This is a genomic window from Kitasatospora sp. NPDC022785, assembly GCF_055561295.1.
Genome location: NZ_JBVHHB010000001.1, coordinates 138,928 through 161,300, shown reverse-complemented (window position 1 = coordinate 161,300; position 22,373 = coordinate 138,928). Strand labels below are relative to the sequence as shown.

The following is a 22,373-nucleotide window of genomic DNA, read 5'->3' as shown; positions in this document are numbered from 1 at the left end:
CCTAGTACCTGTAGGTGGCGGCCACCGCGAGGTGGTCGCTGCCGTCCCGGCCCAGGGTGCGGGAGTCGGTGGGCTGCAGGCCGCCCTTGCTCATGATCTGGTCGATCCGGGCCATCGGGAAGGACGCCGGCCAGCTGAAGCCGAAGCCGTCGCCGGCCGCGCCCTGGGCCGAGCGCATCTGCGAGGTGACCGGCGCCAGGCTTCGGTCGTTCATGGTGCCGTTGAGGTCGCCGAGCAGCAGCACCTTCTTCAGCTGCTCGGCCTGGATGGCGTCGCCGAGGGCCTGCGCGCTGGCGTCCCGCTGGTTGACGGTGAAGCCGCCCTCGGCCTTCAGCCGGACGGAGGGCAGGTGCGCGACGTACACCGCGACCGGGCCCTGCGGGGTGGCGACCTGGGCGCGGAAGGCCCGCGTCCAGCCCATCTTGATGTCCACCACCGAGACCCCGCTGATCGGGTACTTGGACCAGAGGCCGACGGTCCCCTCCACTGCGTGGTACGGGTAAGCGTCGGCCAGCCCGGTCTCGTAGCTGCGCAGCGCCCTGCCGGCCAGCTCCTGGAGGGCGACGACCTGCGCGCCGGACTCCTTCAGCAGCTTCACCGTGGCCTGCGGGTCGGCGTTGGCGGCGGCCACGTTGTGGCTGACCACCGTCCAGTCGCCGGTGCCGCCGCTCTTGTCGCTGAGCAGACCGCCGAACATGTTGAACCAGATCACCACCGGCAGCAGCAGCGCGACCAATGCCGTCGCGGAACGGCGCAGCAGGGCGGGCACCAGCAGCACCGGGACGGCGAGGCCGAGCCAGGGCAGGAAGGTCTCCAGCAGGCTGCCGAGGTTGCCGGCTCCGTTGGGCACCTCGGAGTGGAAGGCCAGCAGGGCCGCGGTGAACAAGCCGAGGGCGGCGACGACCAGGCCGCGCCGCCAGGTGGTGCTGCCCCGGCCGTCCCGGCCCCAGCCGCGCAGGCCCAGGAAGCCCGCGCCGGTGGGGCCCGAGCCGCCGGAGCTCCCGGAGCCGGCGCCGACCGGGCCGCTGGGGCTGTCGGGGTAGTCGCCGGCGCCGACCGGGCCACCGGGGCCGTCAGGGCGGTCGCCGGCGCCGTCGGCGGTGGCCGGGCCGCTGCCCTCCGCCGCCGGTGCCCCCGTCCGGTCAGCCCTGTCCGCCTGCGCCATGCCGTGGCTCCCGTCGTTCGTCCCGCCTGCCGGTCCGGCACCCGAAGCCGCCGGTGGGCGGGCACGGTGCCGGACTGGTGCCGGTTTGATCGGATTCCCGGCTCAGCCTATGCCGGGACAGACGCGGGGCCGGTGGAGCGGGGTTCCGGCGCGGCCCGGTTTGGTGAGCCAGGCCACGCCGGGGGCCGCAAAGGGGGCCGCGAGCATCCGGACCGGACAGTTCCGGAACGAAGGGCTCCGGATTTGCCCGGTCCGGGACGCGGAGCTCCGGGACGAAGGGCTCCCGGACGAAGGACTCCGGGATCTGCCGGTCAGCCCCGGTCAGCCCCGGGCCGCCGGGCCGGCCAGGCCCTGGAGCAGGGCGTCGACCATCCGGGGGGCCAGTTCGGGGTCCTCCAGGTCGGAGTCGTCCCAGAGGATGCTGCGGTAGAGGATCGGGCCCAGCAGCAGGTCACCGAGCAGCTCCTCGTCGAGGTCGGAGCGGAGCTCGCCCTCGTCGATGCCGCGTTGGATCACCTCCCGCGCCAGCTGGCGCCGCGGCATGATCACCCGCTCGCGGTACGCGCTGTGCAGCTCCGGAAGGCCCTGCATCTGGCTGAGCGCGGCTTTGAGCACCCAGCGCGTGCGCTTGGCCAGGCCGCGCAACCGCATGTACTCGATCATCGAGACCAGGTCGTCCCGCGCGCTGCCGCCGGTGGGCTCGGGCACCGGGGTCTCCAGCCGGCTGACCATGTCGACCAGCAGGGCCTCCTTGTTGGGCCAGCGGCGGTAGATGGTGGCCTTGCCGACGCCGGCGGCGGTGGCGATGCCCTCGATGGTCAGCTCGGACAGGCTGGTGCCGGCCGCCATCAGCTCCTCCACCCCGGCGAAGATCGCCTGCTCGGCCGCCTCACTGCGCGGGCGGCCCCGCCGCGGGTTGGTGCAGTCCGGCTCGGCCGTGGTGTCCGTCTTCATCCCCGCTCTTCTCCCTGGGTCTTGCGGGCGCGAGGCGCCGTTCCCACTCCCGATTGTCGTCCGCCGGCCGGGCCGGTGGGGCCTGGGTGCGGACGACGGCCCTGCCCGTCCGGACGCGGCCGGGCAGGGCCCCCATTGTCGCGCAGCCCGGTCGCGACTCGGTCGCGCCCAGCCGCAGGTCAGGCACCGGCGGCCGGGTCGGGCACCGTGGCCGGGTCAGGCGCCCGCGGCCTCGGTCTCGCGCGCCGGGCCGGCCGCCTTCTCCGGGGAGGGCGCGCCGCCCGGCGCACCGCCGGGGCCGCCCGCCGGGATCCGGCCGGGGAGCAGGAACCAGGCGAACAGGGCGCCCACCACGGTGATGCCGGCGGAGAGACCGGCCACCACGTGCATGGCGTTGATGAAGGAGTCGTTGGCCGGTCCGATCAGCGCGGCGCCCTGCGGGCCGAGCCGGTCGGCGACGGCCAGGGTGGCCTCCAGGGACTCCCCCGCCTTCTCGCGCAGCGCCTCGGTCGGCAGCTGGTCCAGCTTGTCGGCCATGCCGTCGCGGTAGACGGTGGAGAGCACCGCGCCGAGCACGGCGACCCCGAGCGAGCCGCCGACCTGCCGGAAGGTGTTGTTGACCGCCGAGCCCGCGCCGGCCTTCTCGCGCGGCAGGGAGCCCATGATCGCGACGGTCACCGGCGGCATGACGTGTGCCATACCGGCGCCCATCAGGAAACCGAGCACCACCAGGATCCAGATCGGGGTGGTCGCGTCCAGCATCAGGTAGCCGAGGAAGCCGACCGCGATCAGTGCCATGCCGCCGGCACAGGTGGCGCTGACACCGAAGCGGTCGACGACCAGCCGGGCCCGGGGCGCGAACATCAGCTGGGCGACGGCCAGCGGCAGCATCAGCAGGCCGGCCTGGAGCGCGCTGTAGCCGCGCACGCTCTGCGTGTAGAAGACGCCGAAGAAGGAGACGCCCATCAGCGCGAAGAAGACCACGCCGACGACGACCACGGAGGCGCTGAACACCTTGTTGCGGAACCAGCTGACGTCCAGCGCGGGGTGCGCGGTACGGCGCTCGAACCAGACGAAGGCGGCCAGTGCGGCCACGCCGACCAGGATCGGCACCCAGGCGCCGGGAGCGGTGAAGTCGGCCAGCTCGCCGCCCTTGATGATGCCGTAGATCAGCGCGACCAGGCCGATGATCGAGAGCAGCACGCCGACGGGGTCGAGCCGGCCCGGGTTCGGGTCCTTGGACTCGGGCACCAGCAGCACCATCGCGATCACCGAGACGATCACGATCGGGACGTTGACCAGGAAGACCGAGCCCCACCAGAAGTGCTCGATCAGCAGGCCGCCGGTGATCGGGCCGATGGCGATGGCCAGACCGACCGCGCCGGCCCAGATGCCGATCGCCTTGGGCTGCTCGGAGCGCTCGAAGACGTTCATGATGATGGCCAGCGTCGCGGGCATCGCCAGCGCGCCGCCGACGCCCATCAGGGCGCGGTAGCCGATGAGTTCACCGGGCGAGGCGGCCATCGCGGAGAGCAGCGAGGCTATGCCGAAGACGACCATGCCGGCCAGCAGGGAGCGCTTGCGGCCGAAGCGGTCGCCGAACAGGCCCGCCGTGAACAGCAGCCCGGCGAAGACCAGGGTGTACGAGTTGATCGACCATTCCAGGTCGCTCTGGCTGGCGCCGAGGCCGGTGGGCGCCGGGGAGGCGATGGTCTTCATCGCGACGTTGAGGATCGAGTTGTCGAGGACGACGACGAGCAGGGCGAGCACGAGGGTGCCCAGGATCGCCCAGCGCCGGCGGTGGATGGCTTCCGGCACGCGAGGTGGCGCGACTGCGGTGGTCATTGCGGTTCCCGTCCGTGGTGGCGTGACACTGGCGGGCAATTCCGAGCCGCAAGCGTCTCGTAACCCCCCTGGGTCAGCGTAGCGCTATTTTCGATACGAGACGAGCCCGTTTCGTAAATTGTGGGCAAAGGCCTCCTCCAGGGGCCGGGGCGCCGTACGCCAGGGCCGGTGTGCCGTAGATCGCACCGCACCCGCGGCACGCCTCTTTGCGGCTGTGCCGGGGCGTGCAAGCATGGAGGTGATCCGGGGACGCCACACGGCGCCACGAGACGACAACCCTTCAGGAGCCTGTTCGATGAACGCTTCTTCGCCTTCGCCTGCCCAGAACCAGGCGTCGACCGCCACGCTCTACGGCGGGGTCACCAACCGCCGCGTCACCGTCCGCGACCTCGCCGCCGCCAAGCAGCGCGGGGAGAAGTGGTCGATGCTGACCGCCTACGACGCCCTCACCGCGGGCGTCTTCGACGAGGCCGGCACCCCCGTCCTGCTGGTCGGCGACTCGGCGGGCAACTGCCACCTCGGCTACGAGACCACCGTCCCGGTGACCATGGATCAGATGGTGATGCTCTCCGCCGCCGTCGTCCGCGGCACCAAGCGGGCCATGATCGTGGCCGACCTGCCGTTCGGCTCCTACCAGGAGTCCCCCGCGCAGGCCATGCACAACGCCGCCCGGCTGATGAAGGAGGCCGGGGTCGGCGCGGTCAAGCTGGAGGGCGGCGAGCGCAGCGCCCGCTCGATCGAGCTGCTGGTCGAGGCCGGCATCCCGGTGATGGCGCACATCGGCCTCACCCCGCAGTCCGTGCACGCCTTCGGCGGCTACCCCGTCCAGGGCCGCGGCGACGAGGCGGCGCACCAGCTGCTGCGCGACGCCAAGGCCGTCCAGCAGGCCGGCGCGTTCTCCGTCGTCCTGGAGGCCGTGCCCGCCGAGCTGGCCGCGCAGGTCACCGAGCAGCTGTCGATCCCGACCGTCGGCATCGGCGCGGGCGTGGACACCGACGCCCAGGTCCTGGTCTGGACGGACATGGCCGGCATGACGGCCGGCCGGGTGCCGAAGTTCGTCAAGCAGTACGCCAACCTGCGGGCCGTCCTCGGCGAGGCCGCCCGCGCGTTCGCCGACGACGTACAGTCCGGGGCCTTCCCGGCCCCCGAGCACACCTTCCACTGACGGAAGGACAGGGCCCCGCTCTCCCCAGGTCCCCGGGGCCGGAGCGGGGCCCTTGGCCTGCCCCGCCCACTGCCTGCCCCGCCCACCGCCTGCCCCGCCCACCGCCGGCGGCGGCCGCTGTCGGCGGCGCGACAGCGGGATGACAGCGGGACGACACCGGGACGGCGGCGCCGGCCGGGCGGTGACAGCCCGCTGACAGCGGAGCCGGACAGCCTGGAGGCATGACAAGCATCGCCACCGCCCCGAACGACCGGGGGCCCGCCACGGGCAACGCCGTGGAGGTCCGCGGCATCGTCAAGCACTACGGCGCCACCAAGGCCCTCGACGGAGTCGACCTCACCGTCCGCGAGGGCACCGTGCTCGGCGTCCTCGGCCCCAACGGCGCCGGCAAGACGACCCTGGTCCGCGTCCTCTCCACCCTGATCAAGCCCGACGCAGGCACCGCCGTCGTCGGCGGCTACGACGTCCTGCGCCAGCCCAAGCAGCTGCGCCGCACCATCGGCCTCACCGGCCAGTACGCCTCCGTCGACGAGATGCTCTCCGGGTACGAGAACCTCTACCTGATCGGCCGGCTGCTCGACCTCTCCCGCAAGGACGCCAAGGCCCGCGCCGCCGAGCTGCTGGAGCGCTTCTCGCTCACCGAGGCCGCCAAGCGGGTCGCCAAGACCTACTCCGGCGGCATGCGCCGCCGCCTCGACCTGGCCGCCAGCATGATCGGCCGTCCCCGGGTGCTCTACCTGGACGAGCCCACCACCGGCCTGGACCCGCGCACCCGCAACGAGGTCTGGGACGAGGTGCAGCGGATGGTCGCCGAGGGCTCCACCGTGCTGCTCACCACCCAGTACATGGAGGAGGCCGAGCAGCTCGCCGACGAGCTGACCGTCATCGACAGGGGCCGGGTGATCGCCGCCGGAGGCGTGGCCGAACTCAAGGCCCAGGTCGGGGGGCAGACCCTGCAGGTCCGCGCGGCGCACCCGGCCGAACTGCCCGCGATGGCCCGCTGCCTCCAGGAGACCGGCAGGGCCGAGGCCACCTTCTCCGCCGACACCGGGCTGCTCTCGGTGCCGATCACCGGCGAGGACCAGCTCACCACCGTGATCGGGGTGCTCGGCACCCGGGGCTTCGCCATAGCCGGGATCGACACCGAGGTGCCCAGCCTGGACGAGGTCTTCCTCGCGATCACCGGCAAGCCCGCGACCGCCACGGCGCCCGCGGCGACCACCCCCAGCCTCGCCAAGGAGCCCGTCGCATGACCACCGCAACCGCCTCCCCCGCCCGGGTGGAGGACACCCGGATCGGCCTGGCCGGAAACCTGCGCCACGTCGGCGCGCTGACCCGCCGCAACCTGATGCGGATCAAGGCGGACCCGGAGTCGATGTTCGACGCCGTGCTGATGCCGATCATCTTCACCGTGCTCTTCGTCTACGTCTTCGGCGGCGCGATCGCCGGCGGCCAGGACGCCTACAAGCAGTACATGATCCCCGGCCTGCTCGGGCAGACCGGCCTCACCCTGGCGATGGCCGTCGGCACCGGGCTGAACAGCGACTTCCAGACCGGGGTGATGGACCGCTTCCGCACCCTGCCGATCGGCCGGTCCTCCGTCCTGCTCTCCAAGATCGCCGCGGAGACCTTCCGGGCGTTGGTCTCCTTCACCATCCTGATCGGCTTCGCGCTGATCCTCGGCTTCGAGGTGAAGACCGGACCGCTGGAGCTGCTGGCCGCAATCGGTCTCTCCCTGGTGTTCGGCATGTCGATCGTCTGGATCTCGATGCTGCTCGGCATGGCGATGAAGAGCGCCCAGGCCGTCCAGGGGGTCTCCATGCTCGTCCTGATGCCGATGCAGTTCGGCAGCTCGATCTTCGCCGAGCCCAGCACCATGCCGGGCTGGCTGCAGTCCTTCACCAAGGTGAACCCGCTCTCGGCGCTGGCCGACGCCTGCCGGGCGCTGCTCAACGGTGAGGGTGCGGTGGCCCACCCGGTGCTCATCGTGCTGGGCTGGTCGGTGGGCGTCACCGCGGTCTTCGCGCCGCTCGCGGTGGCCCGGTTCCGCAAGCGGACCTGAGGCCGCGCGCCGTGGACGGGCCGGCCGTCCGGCCCCGGGGGGACGGGCCCCGGGACCGGACGGCCGGCCCTTCGGTTCACCCCGGGGGCCGGCCCTCAGCCCTCGTGAGGGCCGGCCGGCCCCCGTCAGCCGATCAGGTCGTCCAGCAGGAGCTTGGTCTGCTGCGAGGTCAGGCCCTCGCCCGCGGCCACGGCGCTCTCGTACGCGGCGTCACCCAACAGGCTCCGCAGGGCGGCGGCCGCGCGATCGCGTTCCATCCGGTCCAGGTAACCGCCCTTCGGGCCGTTCAACCCGGTGTGTGCGCCGAGCAGCCGGGCGGCCGCCCGGGCCCGCTCCAGGTCCCCGTCGCGCTCGGCGAACGCACGCAGCACCCCGGCCACGGCCGGGACCACCATGACCGTCATCTGCTCCGCGAACCCGGATGCCGCCTCCATCGCGCCGAGCAGCCGCCGGCCGTCGCGGAGCAGGACAAGCCCCTCGTCCGGCTCGCCGGCGCGGGCCAGGACCCAGCCCCGGGCGGTGGTCAGCAGCCCCCTGACCACCCCGGGGGCGAAGCCGCCGACCCTGCTGCTGTCGAGCTTGTCCAGTTCGGCCAGCGCCTGGTCGTACTCGCCCCGCTGGGCGTGGACGCCGCAGAGCGTCAGACGGCCGAACAGCAGCGCGCCGGTGGTGGCCTGGTTCGCCCCGGGAGCGTCGATCCCGGCGATCGCGTCCCGGACGATCCGCTCGCCCTCCGCCATGTCCCGCTCCAGCACCGCACCGCCGAGGCTCACCCGCAGGATCGGCACCTCCTGCGGCGCACCCAGCTCCTCGGCCAGCTCGATCGCCCGCTCGTACGCGGCGGCGGCCTCGTCGGCCATGCCCCGGTTGGCCAGCGACTCGCCGCGGGCCGCCAGCGCCTGGGAGATCCCCCAGAGGTTGCCGGCCTGGGTGTACAGCTCCAGGGACTTCTCTCCGTCCCGGGCACCCTGCTCCTCGCCACCGGGCCAGTCGTTCATCATCTTGGCCCGGATCTGCAGGATGAACGCCAGGTCGTTCGGCCCGCCGTGCTCCTCGCAGCCGCGGACCGCGTCGTCCACCAGGTCCTTCAGCAGATCCAGGCGGCCGGCCAGGAAGGCCCCGAACACCCGCATCAGCGCCGGGAAGCGGTAGGACTGCGGCAGGTCCGGGCTGTACGCGTCGAGCAGCCGCTGCGCGGTGGCGGTCGCCATCGGGTCGCCGAGGACCTCCAGGCTGCCCTCGAAGAGCCCGGCCAGGCGGTACAGGACGATCAGCCGGCGGGATTCCTCGATGACCCCCTCGGGCATCGGCAGGCCGTACGCGAGCACGTTCCGCTCCACCGGCACCGGTGCCGGTCCGTCCGGATCGAACGGGTCCGGGCCGAGCGCGGCCACCGCCTCGTACCAGTCGCGGGCCTCCAGGCTGAAGCCGCGCAGCGACCAGTACCAGCTCATGCCGAGGGACATCACGAGCGCCTGCTCCTCGTCCCGCAGGTCGACCGCGCGGCGCAGCGCCGCCCGGATGTTGTCCTGCTCGCGCGCCAGCACCCCCAGCCAGTGCAGCTGCTGCGGGCCGTGGACGCTCAGGTCGGCGGTGCTGACCAGCTCGCGGAAGTGCGCCAGGTGACGGCTCTCGGTGGCGCCGCGTTCGGCGGCCGACTCGGCCAGCCGCTCGGTCGCGTACTCGTGGATGGTCTCCAGCATCCGGTACCGCGGCAGCCCCTCGCCGTCGAGGTCGGCCACCAGCAGGGACTTGTCGACCAGCGACAGCAGCTGGTCGGCGACCTCCTCGCGGGGCACCTCCACGTCGTCCGCGCAGATCGCCTCGGCGTCCTCCAGCGTCCAGCCGCCGGCGAAGACCGAGAGCCGGCGCAGCACCGCCCGTTCGCGCTTGCCGAGGAGGTCCCAGCTCCAGTCGACCACCGCGCGCAGGGTCTGCTGGCGCGGCAGCAGGGTACGGCTGCCGCCGGTGAGCAGCGCGAACCGGCCGTCCAGGCGGTCCGCGATCTGGCGGGCGGTCATCACCCGCAGCCGGGCGGCGGCCAGTTCGATGGCGAGTGGCAGGCCGTCCAGGCGCCGGCAGATCTCGGCGCACGCCTCCGGGTCGTTCTGCGGGTCGAAGCCGGAGCGGGCGGCGGCGGCCCGCTCGGCGAGCAGGCGCAGCGCCACCGGGTCGGGCAGCGGCTCGACCGGCAGGACGGTCTCGCCGGGCACGCCGAGCGGCTCGCGGCTGGTGGCGAGAACGGTGAGGCCGGGGCACTCGGCGAGCAGCCGGTCGACGAGATCGGCGGCGGCCTGGATCAGGTGCTCGCAGTTGTCCAGGACCAGCAGCATCTGGCGGTGGCCGCAGTGCTCGACCAGTCGGCGCACCGGGTCCTCGGCGCGCTTCTCCAGCACCTCGGCGACCATGCTGCCGGTGTGCAGCACGATCTCGCGCAGGCCGAGCGCGGAGACCACGGCGGCCGGGACGGCGGCCGGGCTCTCCAGCGGGGCGAGTTCGGCCAGCCAGACGCCGTCCGGCCAGCGCCCGGTGCCCTGTTCGGCGCGACCGGCCTCGACCGAGAGCCTGGTCTTGCCGGAGCCGCCGGGGCCGGTCAGGGTGACCAGCCGGCTACCGGTCAGGGCTCCGCGCAGGGCGGCCAGATCGCCCTCCCGGCCGACGAAGCTGGTCAGCCGGCCGCGCAGGTTGCCCGTACTTCGGGGCAGCGGGGCCGACGGCGGCGCCTGCTCGCGCACCGAAGGCCCGACCGGCTCCACGGGTGCCAGCAACTCGGCGTAGAGGGACTGGAGTTGGCGACCGGGGTCGACGCCCAGCTCGTCCGCCAGGACCCGTCTGGTCCGCTCGTAGTGGCGCAGCGCCTCGGCGGTGCGCCCGCTCTCGCGCAGCGCCTGGACCATCAGGTACTGCAACGGCTCGTCCAGCGGCTGCTGTTCGCAGAGCTCGGCGAGTTCGGCGACCAGCTCGGCGGCCCGGCCGAGGCCGAGGTCGGCGGTGATCCGGTGGCGGCGGGCCTCGTCCCGCTGGACCTCCAGCCGGGTGGCGGGGCCGCTGCGGTCGGGCAGGTCGGCGAGGGCCGGGCCGCGCCAGAGCGCCAGGGAGGCCCTCAACTTCTCGGCGGCCAGCGCGTGGTCGGCCTCCTCCAGCGCCCGGCGGCCCTCGCCGGCCAGCCGCTGGAACTCGCCGAGGTCGGTGCGCGGCTCGGTCAGCCAGTAGCCGGCCGGGCCGGAGCCGACCCGGTCGCGGCCGAGGGTGCGGCGCAGCCGGCCGACCAGGGTCTGCAGGGCGGCGGAGGAGTCCTGCGGCGGCTCGGTGTCCCACACCTCGTCCACCAGGAGGTCGGCCGGCACCGGCCGCCCCTGCCGCAGGACCAGCGCGGCGAGCAGCGCCCGCAGCCGGGCCCCGCCGAGCGGGACGGGGGTGCCGTCGTCGTGGTGGGCCGTGGTGGTTCCGAGGATGCCGTAGTGCACCCGCCCATTCTGGTCGATGGCCGCCGCCGGCACGCACAATTGTCCGGGCCGCCGCCGGTGGCCGGTGCGAGTGTCCGGTGCCGGGGGCTCCGCGGTCCGCCGTCGGGGCTCACTGTCCGGTGCCGGGGCTCGCCTGTCCGGCACGGGGGCTCCCCTGTCCGGCACCGGGGCGCGGAACCGGGACCGGGTCGTCGTACGTTCACCCGGGACGGCTTGTCCGCCGACGGACCCGCCCGGCATGATCGGTCCCTGCCCCATCCCGGACACCCACACCCGAGACACCCCCCAGACACCCGGAGCACCCACACCATGACCTTCGCCGCAACGCAGCGCTCGCGCAGCGAGGACCGCCGGATCAGCCCGGTGTTCTGGGTGCTGCTCGCGATACTCGCCACGTCCGGCTGGGCGGTGTACGCGGGGTACGGCAACGCCTCGTTCGGGGTGTTCCTGTTCGTGGTGGCGGGCTGGATGGTCTCGCTCTGCCTGCACGAGTACGCGCACGCGCGCACCGCGCTGCACGGCGGCGACCTCACCGTCGGCGCCAAGGGCTACCTGACGCTCAACCCGCTCAGGTACACCAACATCCTGCTCAGCTTCGTGCTGCCGGTCGTGTTCGTGATCCTCGGCGGCATCGGCCTGCCCGGCGGATCGGTCTGGATCGAGCGCCACCGGATCGAGGGCAGGCTCAAGCACAGCCTGATCTCGGCGGCCGGCCCGCTGGTCAACCTGGCCTGCGCGGCGCTGCTGCTGATCCCGATCGGCGCGGGCTGGCTGGACGACCCGTCGGTGCACGCCCAGTGGCACGGCTACGAGCTGACCGTCTCGCCGTTCTCCGGCGCGCTGGGCTTCCTCGGGCTGCTCCAGCTGAGCGCGGCCCTGCTGAACCTGCTGCCGGTGCCCGGCCTGGACGGCTACGGGATCATCGAGCCGTGGCTGTCGTACCGGACGAGGCGCGCGGTCGAGCCGTTCGCCCCGTACGGGATGCTGGCGGTCTTCGCACTGCTCTGGCAGCCCGAGGTGAACCGGTTCTTCTTCGACGCCGTGTACGGCCTGATGGGCCTGTTCGGCGCGGACGCGGACTACGCGACGCTCGGCCGGTACCTGTTCTCGTTCTGGAAGAACTAGGAGCCGGAAGGCCCGGAGGCCCGGAAAGGCTAGGCGTGCTGGCCGGCCCGCTCGGCGGCGGCCTTCGCGAGCTTCTCGCGGCGCAGGTTCAGCCAGAGGACGTTGCTGGCGACGCCCGCCATCGGGATCCAGATCAGGCCCCACCAGAAGCCCTGGGTCAGCGAGACCACACCGGCGGCCAGCGCGAGGACGACGACGATCGAGGCGAAGAGGGACGTGCGGGGCATGGCGGGGGCTCCTAGCGCGGACTGACGGTCGGCCCCCATTGTCGCCGACCTCACCCCCGGACCTGGTCCAGGGGTGAGACCGGCGGCCGGCACGTCCCGCGGCGACGACCCGGGTACCGGTCCGGGTGCCGGCTCCGGTACCGGTCCGGGTGCCGGCTCCGGTACCGGTCCGGGTGCCGGCTCCGGTACCGGTCCGGGTGCCGGCTCAGACGTCGGTGATCCGGAGGCCCGCGTGGGCCTTGTACCGCCGGTTGACCGAGATCAGGTTGGCGACCAGCGACTCCACCTGGTGGGCGTTGCGCAGCCGGCCCGCGAAGATGCCGCGCATCCCCGGGATCCGGCCGGCCAGCGCCTGCACGATGTCGGTGGCGGCGCGCTCCTCGCCGAGCACCATGACGTCGGTGTCGATCTGCTCGACGGTCTCGTCCTGGAGCAGCACCGCCGAAAGGTGGTGGAAGGCGGCGGTGACCCGCGAGTCCGGCAGCAGCGCGGCGGCCTGCTGGGCGGCACTGCCCTCCTCCGGCACCAGCGCGTACGCGCCCTGCTTGTCGAAGCCGAGCGGGTTGACGCAGTCCACCACGATCTTTCCGGCCAGCTCCTCGCGCAGGGCGGAGAGGGTGGCGGCGTGCCCGTCCCAGGGGACGGCGACGATCACGATGTCGCTCTCCCGCGCGGTGGTCGCGTTGTCGGCGCCGCGCACGCCGAGGCCGAGTCCGGCCGCCGAGGCCTCGGCGCGGGAGGCGTCGCGCGAGCCGATGATCACCTGCTGGCCGGCCTTGGCGAGCCGCAGGGCGAGCCCCCGCCCCTGGTCGCCGGTGCCGCCGAGGACACCGACCACCAGCTGCGAGACGTCCGGCAGCTCGTGGGCCGGGTTTGTCGCTGAATCGAGGGAAGTCATGGGCCGATCCTGCCAAATGCCGGGCCCGCCGCGACATTCTGTGCCGCATGGACGCGATGAGAGTTTCGGCACTCCGGGATCGGCTGGCCGGTACGGGCTGGCTGGAGGCGGTCGGTGGCTTCGCCGGCTCGTTGCGGCATGCGGTCGGCCGGCGCGGTGCGGACGGGCTGCTGCTGGTCGGCACCGAGGCGTACGAGCCCTGGCACCTGGCCGCGCACCTGGAGGACGAGGCCGCCTGGTCGGACGTCCCCCGGCTGGCACCGACCCTGCTTCGGCACCGCGTGCCCGCCGGGGCCCCGGCCCACCTGGCGCACGGCCTGCGGCGGCTGGCCGGGGCCGGGCGCGGGGCGACCGTGCTGGTGGTGGCCCCGGCGGCGGCCGGCGAGGGACTGCTGGAGCGGGTGCAGGACGCCCGCCGCGGCGGGGCGACGGTACTCGCCCTGGACGGCACCGCCGGGCCGGGCGGCCTGGCGGGCCTGGCCCACGAGCGGCTGACGGTCGGTACGGCCGAGGAGGAGCCGTTCGACCTCGCCCAGCACCTGGTCAGCGCGGCCGCCGGGGAGCCCTCGGCCCGCCGGTCGGTGCTCGGCCGCCTGGCCGATCTCGCCGGGCGGCTCACCGCGGGGCCGGCCGTCAACCGCTGGTAAGGGGCCCCCGCCCGCACCCCGGCCCGGCGCGCAGGCGGGCGGGCACGGGCAGGCACAGGCGGGCACGGAAAACCTGTTGCCGGGGCGCGAACGGCCCGCCGAGGATGGTCGTTCGTGAACGACTCCGAACCACCCCCGAGCAGCCGGCTGCGGACGCTGCTGCGATCGCTGCGCCCCGACCTGACGCCCTGGCACTCCTCGCGGGACTTCCGGCTGCTCTGGCTCTCGGGGTGCATCACCAGCCTCGGCAGCTTTCTCACCTACGTCGCCGTGCCGTTGCAGATCAAGGAGCTCACCGGATCGTCCTTCGCGGTCGGCCTGGTCGGCGCCTTCGAGCTGGTGCCGCTGATCGTCTTCGGCCTCTGGGGCGGAGCACTCGCCGACGCGCTGGACCGCCGCCGGCTGGTGCTGTTCTCGGAGGCGGGGCTCGGCCTGCTCACCGGCGTCCTGCTGCTGAACGCGCTGCTGCCGACGCCGGTGCTCTGGCCGGTCTACCTGGTGGCCGCACTGGTCGCCGCCGCCGACGGGCTCCAGCGCCCGGCGCTGGACTCGCTCACTCCGCGGATCGTCCCGCACGACCAGCTGACCGCCGCGTTCGCGCTCAACTCCCTCTACCGCAACGTCGGTTCGGTGGCCGGCCCGGCCCTGGCCGGGATCATCGTGGCATTCGCCGGGGTACAGACCGCGTACGCGCTGGACGTGCTCACCTTCGCCGCCTCGCTGCTGCTGCTCGCCCGGATCCGCGCGGTGCCACCGCCCACCGACGCCGAGAAGCCGTCGGTACGGGCCGTCCTGACCGGGGTGCGGTACGCCTGGAGCCGCAAGGACCTGCTGGGCACGTACGCCGTCGACCTGGTCGCGATGCTGTTCGCCTTCCCGGTGGCGATCTTCCCCTTCCTGGCCTCCGAGCTGCACGCCGACTGGGCGCTGGGACTGATGTACTCCGCCTCGGCGGTCGGCGCGCTGGCGGTCTCGGTGACCAGCGGCTGGGTCTCCCGGATCCACCGGCAGGGCCGGATGCTGGTGGCCGCCGCCCTCGGCTGGGGAGCGGCGATGGCCCTGGCCGGGTTCTCCGCCTCCGTCTGGCTCGTGCTGCTCTGCCTGGCGGTGGCCGGCGGCGCCGACCAGATCAGCGGCATCGCCCGCTCCACCATGTGGAACCAGTCCATCCCGGACGAGGTGCGCGGCCGGATGGCCGGCGTGGAGCTGCTCAGCTACTCGCTCGGCCCGCAGCTCGGCCAGGTCCGGGCCGGCGGCATGGCCGGGCTGGTCGGCGTCCGGGCGTCGGTCTGGGCCGGCGGCCTCGCCTGCGTCACCGGTGTGATCGCCCTGGTCGCGGCGCTGCCCAGCCTGCTCGCCTACGACGACCGCACCGACCCCCACGCGGCGGCCGTCCGCGCCGAGCACGAGAAGGCCGCGGTGGAGCGGGCGGCGGCCGAGCAAGCGGAGGCGGAGCGAGCTGAGGCGGCCGCAGCAGTGGGACAAACGGAGGCGATCACTCGAAGTAAGTAGCGCTTGGCCACTTGGCCTATTACTCTTTCCTTCATCGGATCGTCGGTCGGAGGGGTGGCCATGCTGGAGATCACGACGGAGAACGTCGTTCGCTGCTGGGTGGACGGGTGGGTCGTGTCGCGGCTCGCGGCGCCGCCCGTCGTCGAGCCGTGGGGGTACACCGTGGACGTCGGCGTCACCGGCCACGTCACCCGGCACGTCCTCGACGCCACCGGGGACGCCGTACGGGAGGCCGACGTCCGCAAGGTCGCCGGCGACGTCCGCGCCGAGGGGACGTGGCTCAAGATCTTCGCGGAGCCGGCCCTCGTCGCCCCCTGGCTCGGCCCCGACTGGTGGATCGACGACGAACCCGGCTACCTGATGACCGTCCCGCTGGCCCCGGCCCCCGCCCACCGGCTGACCGCCCCGGACGGCTACCGCCTGCGCACCTGGACCCGGGGCGGCGTGGTCCGCACCCTCGTCACCGACGCCAGCGGCGCGCTGGCGGCCCGCGGGCAGACCGTCCCGCTCGGCGCGACCGCCGTCGTCGACCAGGTCGAGACCTCCGTCGAACACCGCCGCCGGGGCCTCGGCAGCCTGGTGATGCGGACGCTCGCCACCGCGGCGTTCGACCAGGGCGCCCAGACCGGCATCCTCGCCGGCACCCCGGACGGCCACGCCCTCTACACCTCGCTCGGCTGGGAGCTCCTCGCCCCGCTCACCAGCGCGAAGTACCTCGGCCCCCAGGGCGGCTGACGACGACGCACCTCCGCCCCGAGGGCCGCTGACGACTACTCGGCCCGGCCGTCCGTCGGCCTGTCGCTCCAGCGCGGGTCGTTCTTCCACTCGCGGTTGCGCTCGTCGGCGAGCTGGAGCGCGTGCGCCGCCTCCTCGCGGCTCGCGTAGGGGCCGAGGCGGTCCTTGGCGGGGCACTCGGGGCCCTCCTCCACCTTGGCGTGCTTGATGCAGTAGAACCACTCGCCGGGCTTGCCGGTCGGCTTGCGGTGGAATCCCAGGGGCATGGCGGTCACTCCCGTTCGGGGGGGCAGGTCGGTACGGATCATTCCCAGGAGGGGGCCCCTCCGCACGCCCCCGGGCGGGTCAGGGGCGGCGGATAGACTCGCAGCCATGGCTCTCGTACCCGGCATCCAGTCCCCCACCCGCAAGGTCCCGGCGCACATCGCGCGCCCCGAGTACGTCGGGCGGCCGGCGCCGGCGCCGTACACCGGGCCCGAGGTGCAGAGCGCCGAGACGATCGAGAAGATGCGGATCGCGAGCCGGATCGCCGCGCAGGCGATGGAGGAGGCCGCGAAGCTGATCGCGCCCGGGGTCACCACGGACGCGCTGGACGCCGTCGCCCACACGTACATGTGCGACCACGGCGCCTACCCGTCCGACCTCGGCTACCGGGGCTTCCCGAAGTCGATCTGCACCTCGATCAACGAGGTGATCTGCCACGGCATCCCGGACTCGACCGTGCTGCAGGACGGGGACATCGTCAACATCGACGCCACCGCCTACATCCACGGGGTGCACGGCGACCTCAACGCCACCTACCTCTGCGGCGACGTGGACGAGGAGTCGCGGCTGCTGGTCGAGCGGACGCGCGAGTCGCTCAACCGGGCCATCAAGGCGGTCAAGCCCGGCCGCCAGATCAACGTGATCGGCCGGGTCATCGAGTCCTACGCGAAGCGCTTCGACTACGGCGTGGTGCGGGACTTCACCGGGCACGGCATCAACACGTCGTTCCACTCCGGCCTGATCATCCCGCACTACGACAGCGAGCGGGCCACCGAGGTGATCAAGCCGGGGATGACCTTCACCATCGAGCCGATGCTGACCCTGGGCACCTACGACTACGAGGTCTGGGCGGACGGCTGGACCGTCGTCACCAAGGACCGCAAGCGCACCGCGCAGTTCGAGCACACCCTGGTCGTCACGGCGGACGGCGCCGAGATCCTCACCCTGCCGTAACCACCCGGGGTGGGCGCGTCAGCCGATCAGCCACTGCTCCTCGGCGACCGCGCCCACCTCGGTGCAGGCGTCGGTCAGCACGTCCAGGACGCGCAGCGGGTCCGGCAGGGGCTGCTCGGGCCCGCGCAGCCAGCGCACCTCGGAGCCGTCCGGCAGCGCGGCCGGCGGCAGCAGGGTGTACGAGCCGCGGCAGTGCCAGCGCAGGCCGGGGTGCTCGGACATGGTGTCCGGGGTGGAGTCGAGGGCGCTCGGCCACCACTCGTCCTCGTCCACCGGGGTGCCCCGGGTGGCGGTGAAGAACAGGTAGCGGTCCTCGCCGACGGCGGCCACCGGGCCCTCGACGCCCAGCGCGGTGAGCCGCTCCAGGGCCAGCCGGCCGGCCTCGGCGGGCACGTCCAACACGTCGTGGGCGCGGCCGGTGGCGGTGATGAAGTTGGCCTGGGGATCCCGGGAGAGCCAGCGGCCGACCTGCTCCGGGTCGGTGGTCGCCTGGGTCTGCCAGGCGAAGGAGACCGGGTGCTGCGCGGGGGCCGGGCAGGCGACCCGGTCACAGGAACACCGGTAGCCGGCCGGATGCGCGGCGGGCGCGAGCGGGAATCCGGCGCGCACGGCGCCCAGCAGCTGGTCCAGTCTGGCGGCGGGGCCGTCCACGTCGCCCGGCCGCACCCGCTGACGGTCACGCTTCTGCCACCAGGTCGTCCACCTGCTGCCGGCTTCCATCGGGCCCCTCTCCGCGCACTGCCGTGCCTGGTGTGACACAGCATTCGACGTACCACTCCGACGCAACGCACAGCGCCCCCCGCTTGCTTCCCGGGGTGGTGCTCGGCCCTGCCGTCCACGCCCTGCCGGCCGGAGCCGGGGTTGCCGGACGGCCGACGCCCGGGTCACGGTACGGAGTCACGGCAGCACGGACGCTGCGGCTCGGCGGCCCGGCGGGCACACCGACGTGCGCCTTGCCCGGCCCGTACGGGGCCCGCTGACCCGGGTGAACCCCGAGGGCGTAACAGGAAGGATAAGGGTGCGCGGGGCCTCCGAATGACCGGGGGCGGTGCCTCTCCGGTCACACTCCCGGCACCTGCGCGTCACAAGCCCTCCCCCGGACCACCCCGGGCGGCCGTTCACCTGCGGGCCCCCGCGAAGCCGCCCGCCGGCCACCTGCGCCGGGGTGAGACCCTGGTGTGGTGAAGAGCGCGGACACCGAATTCGTCGGCGGACCCCTGGACGGCCGGATCCTGCCGATCCCGCTGGGGCCCATGTACGGCGTGCCCAAGACCTACAAGGTGCCGGTCCCCGCGCACGGCGAGACGCCCGCGCGCACACTGGTGTACATCCGGGCCAAGCAGCAGCGGGGCGCCCGCTGGTACTGGCGCTACGAGTACGACGAGGCGGCCAGCACCCGCGCCTCCGGGTGACGGCCGCTCCCCTCGGGAGCCCGACCCAGGGAGGACGGCGATGGCGAGGACCGTACGGCACCACCCCAGGACGAAGCCCCGCGCGGTGATGCACCACAACCGGCAGGTGGCCGCCGTCACCGCCGGACTGCTGGTGGTGGTCAGCGTCTACAGCGCGGCGATCGGACCGAACGGCTGGCTCTGGTTCGGCTGGGCGGTGCTGCTGCTCGCGTGCGTGGCACTGTTCGCCGTCCGCCCCTGAGCAGCAGCACCGTCCGCCCCCGGCCCCTGAGCCGTCACGCGTCCTCGGCGAGGATCAGGTACAGCTTCTTGCGGGCCTCGTTCAGCACCGCCAGGCCCTTGGCGCGCTGCGCCTCCGTGCCCGTCGTCATGACCTGCCGGATCGCGTGGTCGACCGCGCCGAGCGCCTGGCCGACCTCCTGGACGGCCTCCCAGTCGACCTCCCGGCCGGCCTCCGCCCACGGTTCGGCGGCCCCCGCCTCGGCCTCGGCCCGGCCCGCCTCGGTGAGCGAGACCAGCCGCTTGCCGCCGACCTCCTCCGCGGTGATCAGGCCCTCCTCCTCCAGCAGCTGGAGGTTGGGGTAGATCGAGCCCGGGCTCGGCCGCCAGGCCCCGCCCGTCCGCTCGGCGATCTCCGCGATCATCTCGTAGCCGTGCATCGGCCGCTCCTGGAGCAGCGCCAGCAGCGACGCCCGCACGTCCCCGCGCCGGGCCCGCCCGCCGCGCCGGCCGCGCGGACCGTGCCCGCGGCCCCCGTGCCCGCCGAAGCCGCCGAACGGCCCGCCCATCGGGCGTCCGGGCCCGAATGGCGGAGGACCGAAGGGGCCGAACGCACTCCGGCCCTCGAAGCCCTCCCCGGGCATCCCCCCGAACTCCGGGCCCGGCCCACGGCGCCGGCCGCCGAGCGGGCCCTCCTCACGAAATCGTCGTCCTGAGCGCATGGCGCCCACCTCCACATGATCGGTCTGTCGGTCGTTCGGACAGTCGAGTAACTGTCTCGATAACTCGACGATATATCGGTGACTGTCGCTCGTCAACGGTTTCCGACACGTCGGCCGACGACCCGTGCGGCGCAGGCCCAGCCGCTACGGTGGCGGGCATGGCCGGTGAACGAGACCTTGCGACCCTGCTGCGCGGGATGCACCCGCAGCTCAACCCGGGGCGGTACGTCTACTGCACGCTGCCCGCGAAGGTGCCCGCGGGGATGCGGCCGGTGGTGACGGTCGCCGAGCCCGAGGGGGTCACGGTGGTGGTGTCGCAGGAGGAGGCGGACGCGCTCGGCCTGCGCTACGACTACGTGGCGGCCTGGATCACGCTGCAGATCCACTCGGCACTGGAGGCCGTCGGCCTGACCGCCGCCGTGGCGGGGCGGCTGGCCGAGGAGGGGATCAGCTGCAACGTGGTGGCCGGCTTCCACCACGACCACCTGTTCGTCGGCATCGAGGACGCCGACCGGGCGGTCCGGGCGCTGGAGGAGCTGTCGGCCCGGCCCGCCTGAGCTCACCTGGGCCCGCCGCCGGCCCGGCCCCGGTACGTCCGGGCCTGCCGGGCCTGCCGGGCCTCCCGGGCCTCCCGGGCGGGTGCGGCCGAGTGGCCGCCCCCGGGGGCCGCTCCGACACTGGGAAGGGCTGAGCGCCCGACCGGCCGTTCAGCCCCCACCGGAAGGGAGACGGCCACCATGGCCATCTGCGTCACCTGCGGCAACGACTACTGGCTCGCCTTCGAGATCAAGACCATCACCGGCGACGTCTACACCTTCGACAGCTTCGAGTGCGCGATGGAGAAGCTCGCGCCGCGCTGCGAACAGTGCCAGGTCCGGATCGTGGGCCACGGCGTGGAGGTGGCGGGCCGGTTCTTCTGCTGCGCCAACTGCGCCCGCGTCAACGGCGGCCTCGGCGAGCAGATCCGCGACGCCGTCGGCGCCCACCCGGCCTGAACCGCGGGCGGACGGAGAAAGGCCCGCCGGCCCGCTGAGCGGACCGGCGGGCCTTCACCACGCCTGAGGACGGACGAGCAGGCCTGTACGCCGGGTTCTGTCTCCCGGGTTGCTTGCGCGGCCCGGGGAGGCGGCCATCCATCTAGGGCTGCCGTTGCCGACAGCCTCGTGCGGTCTACCCGCGGACTCGGGCGAGCAGCCCTCAGGCATCCGCGCACGGCGCCCGAGGGCGCCGATCTTGACCTTGCTCCAGGTGGGGTTTACCGAGCCGTCCGGGTCACCCCGGTCGCTGGTGGTCTCTTACACCACCGTTTCACCCTTACCCGCCGCCTTGCCACCCCTCGCGGGGCGCAGAGCGGCGGGCGGTCTGTTTTCTGTGGCACTGTCCCGCGGGTCACCCCGGGTGGGCGTTACCCACCACCCTGCTCTGTGGAGCCCGGACGTTCCTCGGCGGGCCCTGAGGACCCGTCGCGACCGCCCGGCCGGCTCGTCCGCCGTAGTGGTCATGGTAGCCGCTCGGGCGGGGCCTCCCGTACGCCGGGCCTGACGACGGGCGGTTCGCCGCCGAGGCGGGCCGCCACCCGGGCGGCGGTGCCGGTGGCCCAGGTGGTGGTGGTGACCAGGCCGAGGACGAGGATGGCGACGCCGAGGCCGGTCACGATCCACCAGCCGGCGTGGCTGGCCGGGGCGAAGCCGGTGGCGAGCGGGCCGATCACGGCCGAGGTGACCACGGTGCCGATCACCGCGACGCCGAGCGACTGGCCGACCTGCCGACTGGTCGAGGCCACCGCCGCCGCCACGCCCGCCTGGGCGCGCGGCATGCCGGAGACGGCGGCGTTGGTGATCGGAGCGTTCACCATGCCGAAGCCGAAGCCGAACAGCGCGTAGGCGACCAGCAGCAGGGACGCCGGGGAGCCCGCGGTCAGCCGGGTGAGCAGCACGCCGCTGGCGGCGAGCCCGAGGCCGGCCGCGACCAGCGGGCCACGCGGTCCCCGGCCTCCGACGATGCGGCCGGAGAGCGGCGCGCAGACCAGCATCATCCCGGCCATCGGCAGCGTCCACAGGCCCGCCTCGACCGGGCTGTAGTGGCGGACGTCCTGGAGGTAGAGGGTGTTGAGGAAGAGGAAGCCCCCGAGCGCGGCGAAGGCGCAGACGGCGGTGACGGTGGCGCCCGTGAAGGGCGCGCTGCGGAAGAACCGCGGGTCGACGAGCGGTTCGGGGACCCTCCGCTCCCAGAGCGGGAAAGCCACCAGCGCGGCGAGCGCGGTCGCGGCGAGGGCCAGGATCAGCGGGGACGTCCAGCCGTGCTCGGGGCCCTCGATGATCGCGGCGGTGCCGCAGCCGAGCAGCATCACCATCAGCAGCTGGCCGACCGGGTCCAGCCGGCGGGCCCGCGGCGCGCGCGACTCGGGGACGTACCGGGCGGTAAGCAGGCAGGCGAGCAGGCCGACCGGGACGTTGATCAGGAAGATCGACTGCCAGCCGGCGCCGTCCACCAGGAAGCCGCCGAGCAGGGGGCCGAGCGCCATCGAGATGCCGACCACACCGCCCCAGATGCCGATCGCCCGGGCCCGTTCCCTCGGTTCGGTGAAGGTGTTGGTGATGATCGACATCGCCACCGGGTTGAGCATCGAGCCGCCGACGGCCTGCACCGCGCGGAACACCACCAGCCAGGCCAGGCTCGGCGCCAGGCTGCAGAGCAGCGAACCGAGCACGAAGAGCAGCAGGCCGGTCTGGAACACCCGGCGCCGGCCGAAGCGGTCGGCCACCGAGCCGCACAGCATCAGCAGGGAGGCCAGCACCAGGGTGTAGGCGTCGATGATCCACTGCAGCCCGGAGGCAGGGGCGTCGAGGTCCTTCTGGATCGCCGGGAGGGCGATGTTCACCACGGTGTTGTCGAGCCCGACGATGAACAGGCTCAGACAGCAGATCGCCAGCACCAGCAGCCGACGGCGCCGGCCGGGAACGGCGGACGGCTGCTCGGCGGACCGCGGACGGGGGGAGG

22 protein-coding genes and 1 other RNA gene are annotated in these 22,373 nt (G+C 73.6%); 12 read left to right on the top strand and 11 right to left on the bottom strand.

The window, feature by feature from the left end:
• Nucleotide 1: 1 nt before the first annotated feature.
• The 3 genes from ACZ3YO_RS00720 to ACZ3YO_RS00710 form a co-directional block, all read right to left on the bottom strand.
• A complete protein-coding gene (locus ACZ3YO_RS00720; RefSeq protein ID WP_465563046.1) occupies nucleotides 2-1,165 on the bottom strand; it encodes an endonuclease/exonuclease/phosphatase family protein in 1,164 nt (387 codons plus the stop codon).
• Nucleotides 1,166-1,486: 321 nt separating this feature from the next.
• Nucleotides 1,487-2,119: a TetR/AcrR family transcriptional regulator gene (locus ACZ3YO_RS00715; RefSeq protein ID WP_396319493.1), complete on the bottom strand. Its 633-nt coding sequence runs from the start codon at nucleotides 2,117-2,119 to the stop codon at nucleotides 1,487-1,489.
• Between the two features lie 216 nt (nucleotides 2,120-2,335).
• Nucleotides 2,336-3,964, bottom strand: coding sequence for a DHA2 family efflux MFS transporter permease subunit (locus tag ACZ3YO_RS00710; RefSeq protein ID WP_465563043.1), 1,629 nt, complete (start codon nucleotides 3,962-3,964; stop codon nucleotides 2,336-2,338).
• A 295-nt stretch (nucleotides 3,965-4,259) separates the two neighbouring features.
• On the opposite strand from ACZ3YO_RS00710, the gene panB reads away from it, so the two are divergent.
• The 3 genes from panB (at nucleotide 4,260) to ACZ3YO_RS00695 (ending at nucleotide 7,191) form a co-directional block, all read left to right on the top strand.
• The gene (gene panB / locus ACZ3YO_RS00705; RefSeq protein ID WP_396319495.1) at nucleotides 4,260-5,129 is read left to right on the top strand and encodes a 3-methyl-2-oxobutanoate hydroxymethyltransferase; all 870 of its coding nucleotides are present in this window, start codon (nucleotides 4,260-4,262) and stop codon (nucleotides 5,127-5,129) included.
• 221 nt (nucleotides 5,130-5,350) lie between these two features.
• Nucleotides 5,351-6,382, top strand: a complete 1,032-nt coding sequence (locus ACZ3YO_RS00700) for an ATP-binding cassette domain-containing protein (RefSeq protein ID WP_465563040.1) — start codon at nucleotides 5,351-5,353, stop codon at nucleotides 6,380-6,382.
• Nucleotides 6,379-7,191, top strand: a complete 813-nt coding sequence (locus ACZ3YO_RS00695; protein ID WP_465563037.1) for an ABC transporter permease — start codon at nucleotides 6,379-6,381, stop codon at nucleotides 7,189-7,191. The genes ACZ3YO_RS00700 and ACZ3YO_RS00695 overlap by 4 nt, the downstream gene beginning before the upstream one ends.
• A gap of 125 nt (nucleotides 7,192-7,316) precedes the next feature.
• Here ACZ3YO_RS00695 and ACZ3YO_RS00690 read toward each other — a convergent pair whose 3' ends face one another.
• Complete coding sequence (locus tag ACZ3YO_RS00690) at nucleotides 7,317-10,658, bottom strand: ATP-binding protein (RefSeq protein ID WP_465563035.1); 3,342 nt, start codon at nucleotides 10,656-10,658, stop codon at nucleotides 7,317-7,319.
• Between the two features lie 309 nt (nucleotides 10,659-10,967).
• Here ACZ3YO_RS00690 and ACZ3YO_RS00685 point away from each other — a divergent pair, with 309 nt between their 5' ends.
• A complete protein-coding gene (locus tag ACZ3YO_RS00685) occupies nucleotides 10,968-11,783 on the top strand; it encodes a site-2 protease family protein (RefSeq protein ID WP_465545503.1) in 816 nt (271 codons plus the stop codon).
• A 29-nt stretch (nucleotides 11,784-11,812) separates the two neighbouring features.
• Here ACZ3YO_RS00685 and ACZ3YO_RS00680 read toward each other — a convergent pair whose 3' ends face one another.
• Nucleotides 11,813-12,010: a hypothetical protein gene (locus ACZ3YO_RS00680; RefSeq protein ID WP_465545501.1), complete on the bottom strand. Its 198-nt coding sequence runs from the start codon at nucleotides 12,008-12,010 to the stop codon at nucleotides 11,813-11,815.
• A 205-nt stretch (nucleotides 12,011-12,215) separates the two neighbouring features.
• Nucleotides 12,216-12,908, bottom strand: coding sequence for an NADPH-dependent F420 reductase (gene npdG / locus ACZ3YO_RS00675; RefSeq protein ID WP_465545499.1), 693 nt, complete (start codon nucleotides 12,906-12,908; stop codon nucleotides 12,216-12,218).
• A 47-nt stretch (nucleotides 12,909-12,955) separates the two neighbouring features.
• Between npdG and ACZ3YO_RS00670 the strand changes: the two genes are divergently transcribed.
• The 3 genes from ACZ3YO_RS00670 (at nucleotide 12,956) to ACZ3YO_RS00660 (ending at nucleotide 15,802) form a co-directional block, all read left to right on the top strand.
• The gene (locus tag ACZ3YO_RS00670) at nucleotides 12,956-13,555 is read left to right on the top strand and encodes a hypothetical protein (protein ID WP_465563030.1); all 600 of its coding nucleotides are present in this window, start codon (nucleotides 12,956-12,958) and stop codon (nucleotides 13,553-13,555) included.
• A gap of 114 nt (nucleotides 13,556-13,669) precedes the next feature.
• The gene (locus ACZ3YO_RS00665; RefSeq protein WP_465563027.1) at nucleotides 13,670-15,067 is read left to right on the top strand and encodes an MFS transporter; all 1,398 of its coding nucleotides are present in this window, start codon (nucleotides 13,670-13,672) and stop codon (nucleotides 15,065-15,067) included.
• Between the two features lie 60 nt (nucleotides 15,068-15,127).
• Entirely contained in the window at nucleotides 15,128-15,802 is a 675-nt protein-coding gene (locus ACZ3YO_RS00660) for a GNAT family N-acetyltransferase (protein ID WP_465563024.1), read from the top strand.
• Nucleotides 15,803-15,837: 35 nt separating this feature from the next.
• Here ACZ3YO_RS00660 and ACZ3YO_RS00655 read toward each other — a convergent pair whose 3' ends face one another.
• The gene (locus ACZ3YO_RS00655) at nucleotides 15,838-16,068 is read right to left on the bottom strand and encodes a hypothetical protein (RefSeq protein ID WP_465545493.1); all 231 of its coding nucleotides are present in this window, start codon (nucleotides 16,066-16,068) and stop codon (nucleotides 15,838-15,840) included.
• 106 nt (nucleotides 16,069-16,174) lie between these two features.
• Here ACZ3YO_RS00655 and map point away from each other — a divergent pair, with 106 nt between their 5' ends.
• Nucleotides 16,175-17,020, top strand: a complete 846-nt coding sequence (gene map / locus ACZ3YO_RS00650) for a type I methionyl aminopeptidase (RefSeq protein ID WP_465563021.1) — start codon at nucleotides 16,175-16,177, stop codon at nucleotides 17,018-17,020.
• An 18-nt stretch (nucleotides 17,021-17,038) separates the two neighbouring features.
• Here map and ACZ3YO_RS00645 read toward each other — a convergent pair whose 3' ends face one another.
• On the bottom strand, nucleotides 17,039-17,740 hold the full coding sequence (locus tag ACZ3YO_RS00645; protein ID WP_465563018.1) for a bifunctional DNA primase/polymerase: 702 nt from the start codon (nucleotides 17,738-17,740) through the stop codon (nucleotides 17,039-17,041).
• 461 nt (nucleotides 17,741-18,201) lie between these two features.
• On the opposite strand from ACZ3YO_RS00645, the gene ACZ3YO_RS00640 reads away from it, so the two are divergent.
• A complete protein-coding gene (locus ACZ3YO_RS00640; RefSeq protein ID WP_465563016.1) occupies nucleotides 18,202-18,432 on the top strand; it encodes a hypothetical protein in 231 nt (76 codons plus the stop codon).
• A 40-nt stretch (nucleotides 18,433-18,472) separates the two neighbouring features.
• A complete protein-coding gene (locus ACZ3YO_RS00635; RefSeq protein ID WP_465563013.1) occupies nucleotides 18,473-18,673 on the top strand; it encodes a hypothetical protein in 201 nt (66 codons plus the stop codon).
• Nucleotides 18,674-18,707: 34 nt separating this feature from the next.
• Here ACZ3YO_RS00635 and ACZ3YO_RS00630 read toward each other — a convergent pair whose 3' ends face one another.
• On the bottom strand, nucleotides 18,708-19,373 hold the full coding sequence (locus ACZ3YO_RS00630; RefSeq protein ID WP_465563010.1) for a PadR family transcriptional regulator: 666 nt from the start codon (nucleotides 19,371-19,373) through the stop codon (nucleotides 18,708-18,710).
• A gap of 158 nt (nucleotides 19,374-19,531) precedes the next feature.
• Between ACZ3YO_RS00630 and ACZ3YO_RS00625 the strand changes: the two genes are divergently transcribed.
• Nucleotides 19,532-19,930, top strand: coding sequence for an ACT domain-containing protein (locus tag ACZ3YO_RS00625; RefSeq protein ID WP_405365850.1), 399 nt, complete (start codon nucleotides 19,532-19,534; stop codon nucleotides 19,928-19,930).
• Between the two features lie 180 nt (nucleotides 19,931-20,110).
• Nucleotides 20,111-20,368 (top strand): Prokaryotic metallothionein, encoded by a 258-nt coding sequence (locus ACZ3YO_RS00620; protein ID WP_148645382.1) that lies wholly within the window; start codon nucleotides 20,111-20,113, stop codon nucleotides 20,366-20,368.
• Between the two features lie 70 nt (nucleotides 20,369-20,438).
• Here ACZ3YO_RS00620 and rnpB read toward each other — a convergent pair.
• Together rnpB and ACZ3YO_RS00610 are read right to left on the bottom strand one after the other, a co-directional pair.
• Nucleotides 20,439-20,858, bottom strand: an RNA gene (gene rnpB / locus ACZ3YO_RS00615) — RNase P RNA component class A.
• 13 nt (nucleotides 20,859-20,871) lie between these two features.
• A complete protein-coding gene (locus ACZ3YO_RS00610; protein ID WP_465564120.1) occupies nucleotides 20,872-22,308 on the bottom strand; it encodes an MFS transporter in 1,437 nt (478 codons plus the stop codon).
• Nucleotides 22,309-22,373 lie beyond the last annotated feature (65 nt).